Origin of the sequence: Lentzea sp. NPDC006480 (assembly GCF_040611995.1) — a bacterium.
Classification (GTDB): Bacteria; Actinomycetota; Actinomycetes; order Mycobacteriales; family Pseudonocardiaceae; genus Lentzea.
Map to the genome: position 1 here is coordinate 1 of NZ_JBEXPJ010000270.1, position 7,442 is coordinate 7,442.

Sequence of the window (7,442 nt, forward strand, 5' to 3'; positions counted from 1 at the left end):
CGGATCGAGTCGACCCCCGCGAGCAGCATGACGAGGCGGTCCCAGCCGAGCGCGATGCCACCGTGCGGCGGCGCGCCGAACTTGAACACTTCGCGCAGCTGGAGATGAAGGTCGTGATCACGCGGCTCGTCGAGCGCCTGAAGATGCGGCTGCTGGACCCTGATCCGGTGGCGGTGAGGGGGCATCGGAGCAACTGGCCGCGGCGCCCCTGCCGGGTCGCGTACGCGAAGAAGCTCCCGCGTTTTTCTCCCACTTAACCGTATAGCAGGTGGGGGGCCTTGCCACAAGACCCCGTGCGTCGTTCACACTCATCGCCTCATGCCAGTCATCAGGCGCTGTGGGGAGCACGTGGGGTACGAAGAAGAACTGCAGTCCGAACGCGACTACGTGGCCGGTCTCTACGCACGGCTCGACGCTGAACGCGCGCGCGTGAAGGCGGCGTACCAGTCTGCGCTGGGTGGCACCGGCGAGACGGCGATGGAACGGGACAACGAGGTGCGGGCCCGGCACCGCGAGATGAAACGGCTGAACGTCGCCGACAACGGGCTGTGCTTCGGCCGGCTGGACAGCGTCGGCGGTGACCCGTCCTACATCGGCCGGATCGGCCTGTTCGACGAGTTCGACGACTTCGAGCCGGTGCTGCTCGACTGGCGCGCCCCGGCGGCGCGCCCGTTCTACACGGCAACCGGAGCGCAGCCGGAGGGCATGGCGCGGCGCCGCCAGTTCCACACCCGCCGCCGTGCCGTGGCGGGCTTCACCGACGAGGTCTTCGGCAAGCTCGGCGAGGAACAGGGCGACGTGGCCCTGCTGGAGGCGTTGAACGCGCCGCGCGGCGAGGGCATGCGCGACATCGTGGCGACGATCCAGGCCGAGCAGGACGCGATCATCCGGCTCGACCACCCCGGGGTGCTGGTGATCGAGGGCGGTCCCGGCACCGGCAAGACCGTCGTGGCGCTGCACCGCGTCGCCTATCTGATGTACACGCAACGAGAGCGCATGGAACGGCACGGCGTCCTCGTCGTGGGCCCGAACCCGGCGTTCCTCAACCACATCGGCCGCGTCCTGCCGTCGCTGGGCGAGTCCGACGTGGTGTTCTCGACCGCCGGCGGCCTGCTGCCGGGGCTGCGGACGTCGTCGGAGGACACGCCGGACGTGGCGCGGCTCAAGGGCTCGCTGAAGATGGTGGACGTGCTTCGCGCCGCTGTGGCGGACCGGCAGCGGTTGCCTGCATCGCCGATCCCGATCGGCATGAAGGACGTCGTCGTCGAGATCAACACCGAGACGGCGGAGTGGGCCCGGCAGGAGGCGCGTGACAGCGGCCTGCCGCACAACGAGGCCCGCAAGGTGTTCGCCGAGATCATCACGTACGTGCTGACCGAGCGCGCCCTGGGCCGGATCGGGAAGGGCTGGCTGTCGCGGTCCGACAAGCAGGGCTGGGAGGACATGCGCTCCGGCCTGCTCAAGGAACTGGCCGACGACGACCGGTTCGCCGCCGCGCTGGACGAGATGTGGCCGTTGCTGACGCCTGAGAAGCTCCTGGGCTCGTTGTACTCGTCCCCGGAACGTCTCGCGGCGGCGGGCGCGGACGCGTCTCTGCATCGCGTTGACGGCGAGGCGTGGACGGTGTCGGACGTGCCGCTGCTCGACGAGCTGCACGAGCTGCTGGGCCGGGACGGCCGCGAACAGGCCGCCGACCAGGCCGCGCTGGCCGAGAAGCAGGCCGAGGCCCGCTACGCCGCCGAGGTGCTCGACAGCCTCGTCGGCCGCCAGGACCACATGGACGACGAGGACCACCTGTTCGCCACGGACCTCATGTTCGCCGAGGACCTGGCCGACCGGTTCGACGAGCACGACACCCGCACGCTGGTCGAACGCGCCTCGGCGGACCGCGGCTGGACCTACCGGCACGTGGTCGTCGACGAGGCGCAGGAACTGTCCGAAATGGACTGGCGGGTGCTGATGCGCCGCTGCCCGAGCCGTTCCTTCACGGTGGTGGGCGACCTGGCGCAACGCCGTTCATCCGCGGGCGCCACGTCGTGGGGCCAGATGCTCGAACCATACGTGCCGGGACGCTGGATCTACCGCTCGCTCACGGTCAACTACCGCACGCCGGCCGAGATCATGGCGGTCGCGGCCCAGGTGCTCGCCGAGTTCGCGCCGGACGTGCAGGCGCCGGAATCGGTGCGCTCCAACGGGGTTCAGCCGTGGTCGCGTCAGGTTTCCGCGGAGGAGCTGCCGGCCGCGATCGAGGAGTTCGTCGCCGCGGAGGCCGCCTTCGAGGGCACCAGTGTCGTGATCGGGCCACCCGGCGTGCCGGGCACCGTGCCCGCCTCCGAGACCAAGGGCCTGGAGTACGACTCGGTGCTGGTGGTCGAGCCGGAACGGATCCTGGCCGACGGCCCGCGCGGGGCGGCCGAGCTGTACGTGGCGCTGACCCGTGCGACGCAACGACTCGGCGTGCTGCACCACTCGCCGTTGCCCGCGGCGTTGTCCGGTCTCACCGAGACGGTGCGCACCTGACTCTGACAAGCGGTTCCACAGGGTCCTGACCAGGCCTGGGATGGGCGGCCACGACTCCGCCCATCCCACCGGCCGACCTGCCACCGAAGGTTTGAGACCACGATCAGGTAGTTGCGCACCGGCGTGTCGCTGACCACCTACTTGCGCAACCACTTGGTCGAACTGGCCAGGAAGCCGTCGATGGCGGAGCTGTACGAGCGGTCGAGCCGCCGCGACCAGGGCGTGCTCGCCGAGCAGTTGGACGTACCGCTCGTGACCTGCGACGCCCGGCTGGCGGGCGCCTCCGGGCACAGCGCCGACGTCGAGGTCTACCCGATCAGCTAGCCGAGACGAACCGGACCACGTAGTCCCCGTGCCGCGGCGGCTGCTGCCGAACCGAAGCGGGACTCCCGTACACGCTGACCGCCACGTACGCCTTGTCCTTCTTGAGGACCACCGGCACGTCGACCACGGTGGCCGCGCCCGTGCACGGCACCACGCGCCGCCGCTCTTCAGGCCCACCGTTCATCTCAGGGTCGTGCGCCTCCAACCAGGCCTCGTCACGCGCGTCGCACGTCACCTCGAACCGCAACGAGGTCGTGCTCGCCGCCACCCGCCACTGACCCCCGAGCGACTGTCCGCTGGTGATCCCGTCGACCTCCGGCCCGGCCGACAGCACGAACGGGCGGTCCAGCGCACCCCGGATGTGCACCACCACCGAACGCGTCAGACGCACCTCGCTCAGCACCACCGGCGCTTGCGGCGAGTACGTGAGCTCGTACCGAGGGGCCACCCGGTCGCCGTCGAGCAGCGAGAACTTCAGGGAAGCCTTGTCGCTGAACGACCGCCCGTCCGCCCGCACCACAGCCCCGGCGCCGGGATGCCCGGCCGCGCACGCCGCCTCGTCGACCTTGAACTGCGCCTCGTCCCAGGTCCCGACGAGCTGGAAACCCTTGTCTCGCAACATCTCCACGAAGTACACACACTCGCTCGCCGCACCGGCCAACGGCCGCCCCAAGTAGAGATCAGCCGTGTGGGCCGCGGGCCGGTCCGGCCCGTCCGCGCACTCGAAGAAGTCGTGGCACCCCTTGTCGAACTGCCCGCGCACCAACGAGGCGCCGGCAGGCAACGGCGCCGCGGCCATCTCGGCCTCGACCGCCTGACGCAGAGCAGCGATCTCGTCGTCACCGCGCCCACAACCGGCCGCCAACAACACGACCACCAGCACCAACGCCCGAAGCCCCCAGATCATGAGCCGATCATGGCAGCCGGACGAGGAAGCCGCCGGAGGAACGCGTCACCGGCTAAGCTCGGCTTCCGAAGTCTGGGGGGACCTCATGAGCAGACCACCGCACGAGCCGTTCGACGAGCGCGACCTCTACGCGGACAACCCGGATCCGTTCTCGGCCTTCTCGAAAGGCCCGGCACAGCCAGAGCCGCGCGGAAGCACACGTCCCATCGGCAGCTACGAGGTGCCGGAGCCGGTCATCCCGGTGGCACCACCCGTGTCCGGCTCGGGCATCGCGCTCGCCATCACGCTCACGGTGTTCGCGTTGCTGCTCGGCGTCGCGATCTTCATCCTTGCCACATGAGAAAAAGGCGCACCGCACGAAGCGATGCGCCTTCATCCAATCCTGAGACTTACCAGCCGCGCTCGGCCAGGCGGTGCGGCTCCGGCACGTCCTCGACGTTGATGCCGACCATGGCCTCACCCAGGCCGCGCGAGACCTTGGCGATGACGTCCGGGTCGTCGTAGAACGTCGTGGCCTTCACGATGGCCTCGGCGCGCTGGGCCGGGTTGCCGGACTTGAAGATGCCGGAACCGACGAACACGCCCTCGGCGCCGAGCTGCATCATCATCGCGGCGTCGGCCGGAGTGGCGATGCCGCCCGCGGTGAACAGCACGACGGGGAGCTTGCCGTTCTGCGCGATCTCCTTCACGAGCTCGTACGGCGCCTGGAGCTCCTTGGCGGCCACGTACAGCTCGTCCTCGGGCAGGTTCTGCAGGCGGCGGATCTCCTGGCGGATCTTGCGCATGTGCGTGGTGGCGTTGGAGACGTCACCGGTGCCGGCCTCGCCCTTGGAGCGGATCATCGCCGCGCCCTCGGTGATGCGGCGCAGGGCCTCGCCGAGGTTCGTCGCACCGCAGACGAAGGGAACCGTGAAGGCCCACTTGTCGATGTGGTTGGCGTAGTCGGCCGGGGTCAGCACCTCGGACTCGTCGATGTAGTCGACACCCAGCGACGCGAGGACCTGGGCCTCGACGAAGTGGCCGATGCGAGCCTTGGCCATCACGGGGATCGAGACGGCGTTGATGATCCCGTCGATCAGGTCGGGGTCGCTCATGCGGGCGACGCCGCCCTGCGCACGGATGTCGGCGGGCACGCGCTCGAGCGCCATGACGGCGACGGCGCCGGCGTCTTCCGCGATCTTCGCCTGAGTGGCGTCGACCACGTCCATGATCACGCCACCCTTGAGCATCTCGGCCATGCCGCGCTTGACGCGGGCGGTGCCAGTGACCTGGTCGTTGCTCACGGGCCAACCTTTCACGAGGGGAAGTTTCCGGTTAACCCATCCTACGTCTCACGTGGCCACCTCACCCAAGCCACTGGAGCCCGGAACCAGAAGGCCACTTCGCGATCAACCGCAGGTCGTGATACGTGCCACTTCCCCGAAGTCGAAACGCTCTCACAACCAGGAAGGCGTCCAGTCGGGGTCTCCCACTTGTACCGGGAGGTGAACGGGTGTGAGATCGAACACTACGACTTGACGGAGGTAGCCATGGGAAGCAAGCACTCCGACAACGGAACCCCGGCAGGCGCGGTCGCTGTGGACGACCCGGCCAAGGTCCGCAACGTCGTGCTCGTGGGCCCGTCCGGCGCGGGCAAGACGACGCTCACCGAAGCCTTGCTAGCCGCCACCGGCGTCCTGACCCGAGCAGGATCGGTGACCGAGGGCACGACCGTCTGCGACCACGACCCGGCCGCCGTCCGGCAACAACGCTCGGTAGGCCTCTCCGTGGCCCCGCTCCACCACGGCGACATCAAGATCAACCTCATCGACACCCCGGGCTACGTCGACTTCGTCGGCGAACTGAGGGCAGGACTACGGGCCGCGGACGCGGCCCTTTTTGTTGTGAACGCCTTCGAGGGCGTGGACGCCGCCACCATCTCCCTGTGGGAAGAGTGCGCCGTGGTCGGCATGCCGCGCGCCGTGGTCATCACCCGCACCGACCACCACCGCGCCAACTTCGCCAACGAGGTCATCGAGTGCCAAGCCGCGTTCGGCGCGGGCGTGGTCCCCCTCTACATGCAGGACGGCGACTCCCTGGTCGGCCTCCTCACCCAGGGCGACAACCACCCGGAAGAACGCGCCGCCCTCATCGAGGGCATCATCGCCGAGAGCGAAGACGAAACCCTGATGGACCGCTACCTGGCGGGTGAGGAAATCGACCAGGACACCCTCATCGCCGACCTGGAAACCGCGGTCGCACGCGGCTCCTTCCACCCGGTGATGCCGGTCTGCGCCGCCACCGGCATGGGCCTGACAGAACTTCTCGACGGCATAGCGCGCGCCTTCCCGTCCCCGCTCGAACACACGGTCCCGGACGTCACGTCAGTCGAGGGCATCCCCCAGCCCCGCATGTCCGTAGACCCCGACGGCCCGCTCGTGGCCGAAGTCGTGCGCACAGCAGTCGACTCCTACGTGGGCCGCGTGTCCCTGGTCCGCGTCTTCTCGGGCACCCTCCGCCCAGAACGCCCGGTGCACGTCTCGGGCCACGGCATGGCCGACCGAGGCCACGAGGACCACGACGCCGACGAACGCGTGGCCCACATCTACTCGCCACTGGGCGCCACCCTGCGAGAAGTCCCGTACTGCGTAGCCGGAGACCTCTGCGCTTTGACGAAACTCACCACAGCGGAAACCGGCGACACCGTCTCTGCCCCGGAACAGCCTCTCCTGATGGCTCCCTGGGACATGCCGGAACCACTCCTCCCGGTAGCCGTGGTCCCCCGCACCCGAAGCGACGAGGACAACCTGGCCCGCAACCTCAACCGCCTGGTGGCCAGCGACCCGACCCTCCGCCTGGACCGCAACGCCGAGACCCACCAAATGGTCCTCTGGTGCATGGGCGAAGCCCACGCCGACGTGGTCCTCGCCCGCCTCCGAGCAGGCGGCGCCGAGATCGACACCGAACCGGTCCGCGTGGCGTTGCGCGAAACCTTTGCGGGCTCGGCAAAGGGCCACGGCCGACATGTGAAGCAATCTGGAGGTCACGGCCAGTACGCGGTGTGCGACATCGTCGTGGAACCACTCCCCCGAGGCTCGGGCTTCGAGTTCGTCGACAAGATCGTCGGCGGCGCCATCCCCAACCAGTTCATTCCTTCAGTCGAAAAGGGCGTCCGCGCCCAACTGGAACGCGGCCTCCACGACCACACCCCGGTGGTCGACGTCCGCGTAACCCTGGTCGACGGCAAGGCCCACTCGGTCGACTCCTCCGACGCCGCCTTCCAAACGGCGGGCGCCATGGCCCTGAAGGAAGCCGCGAACGCGGGCCGAACCACCCTCCTGGAGCCTCTGGACGAAGTGGCCATCCGCCTCCCGGACGAACACATGGGCACAGTCCTGGGCGACCTCTCGGGCCGCCGAGGCCGCGTACTGGGCACCGAGGCCGACGAAGGCGGCCGCACGGTGATCCGAGCCGAAGTGCCCTCCAGCGAACTCCTGCGCTACGCCATCGAACTCCGCGCGATGACGTCAGGCACAGGCACGTTCACCCGCCACTTCTCCCGCTACGACCCGATCCCGGAGGCGCTCGCCGCACGCTCGGCCAAGTAGCCGGCGTCTGCAGGATGCGCAGTGCGGGCGCCAGCAGCAACAACGCCACCGCGAGCAGCCACCAGGTGCGGTGCTGCAGCGCCCAGCTCAGGCTCGCCACGCCC

The 7,442-nt window shown here is 69.2% G+C and carries 6 protein-coding genes and 1 pseudogene; 4 read left to right on the top strand and 3 right to left on the bottom strand.

Annotation, left to right across the window (positions count from 1 at the left end; genetic code table 11):
• Positions 1-98 (bottom strand): annotated as a pseudogene (locus tag ABZX92_RS44320) (amino acid--tRNA ligase-related protein); the annotation flags it as partial.
• Between the two features lie 220 nt (positions 99-318).
• Here ABZX92_RS44320 and helR point away from each other — a divergent pair.
• Positions 319-2,520, top strand: a complete 2,202-nt coding sequence (gene helR, locus ABZX92_RS44325; RefSeq protein WP_355571965.1) for an RNA polymerase recycling motor ATPase HelR — start codon at positions 319-321, stop codon at positions 2,518-2,520.
• Between the two features lie 111 nt (positions 2,521-2,631).
• Positions 2,632-2,844: a hypothetical protein gene (locus ABZX92_RS44330; RefSeq protein WP_355571967.1), complete on the top strand. Its 213-nt coding sequence runs from the start codon at positions 2,632-2,634 to the stop codon at positions 2,842-2,844.
• Here ABZX92_RS44330 and ABZX92_RS44335 read toward each other — a convergent pair.
• Positions 2,837-3,751, bottom strand: a complete 915-nt coding sequence (locus ABZX92_RS44335) for a hypothetical protein (protein WP_355571969.1) — start codon at positions 3,749-3,751, stop codon at positions 2,837-2,839. The genes ABZX92_RS44330 and ABZX92_RS44335 overlap by 8 nt on opposite strands.
• An 85-nt stretch (positions 3,752-3,836) precedes the next feature.
• Here ABZX92_RS44335 and ABZX92_RS44340 point away from each other — a divergent pair, with 85 nt between their 5' ends.
• The gene (locus tag ABZX92_RS44340) at positions 3,837-4,091 is read left to right on the top strand and encodes a hypothetical protein (protein ID WP_355571971.1); all 255 of its coding nucleotides are present in this window, start codon (positions 3,837-3,839) and stop codon (positions 4,089-4,091) included.
• Between the two features lie 49 nt (positions 4,092-4,140).
• Here ABZX92_RS44340 and pdxS read toward each other — a convergent pair whose 3' ends face one another.
• On the bottom strand, positions 4,141-5,034 hold the full coding sequence (gene pdxS / locus ABZX92_RS44345; protein WP_355571973.1) for a pyridoxal 5'-phosphate synthase lyase subunit PdxS: 894 nt from the start codon (positions 5,032-5,034) through the stop codon (positions 4,141-4,143).
• Positions 5,035-5,280: 246 nt separating this feature from the next.
• On the opposite strand from pdxS, the gene ABZX92_RS44350 reads away from it, so the two are divergent.
• The gene (locus tag ABZX92_RS44350; RefSeq protein ID WP_355571975.1) at positions 5,281-7,338 is read left to right on the top strand and encodes an elongation factor G-like protein EF-G2; all 2,058 of its coding nucleotides are present in this window, start codon (positions 5,281-5,283) and stop codon (positions 7,336-7,338) included.
• Positions 7,339-7,442 lie beyond the last annotated feature (104 nt).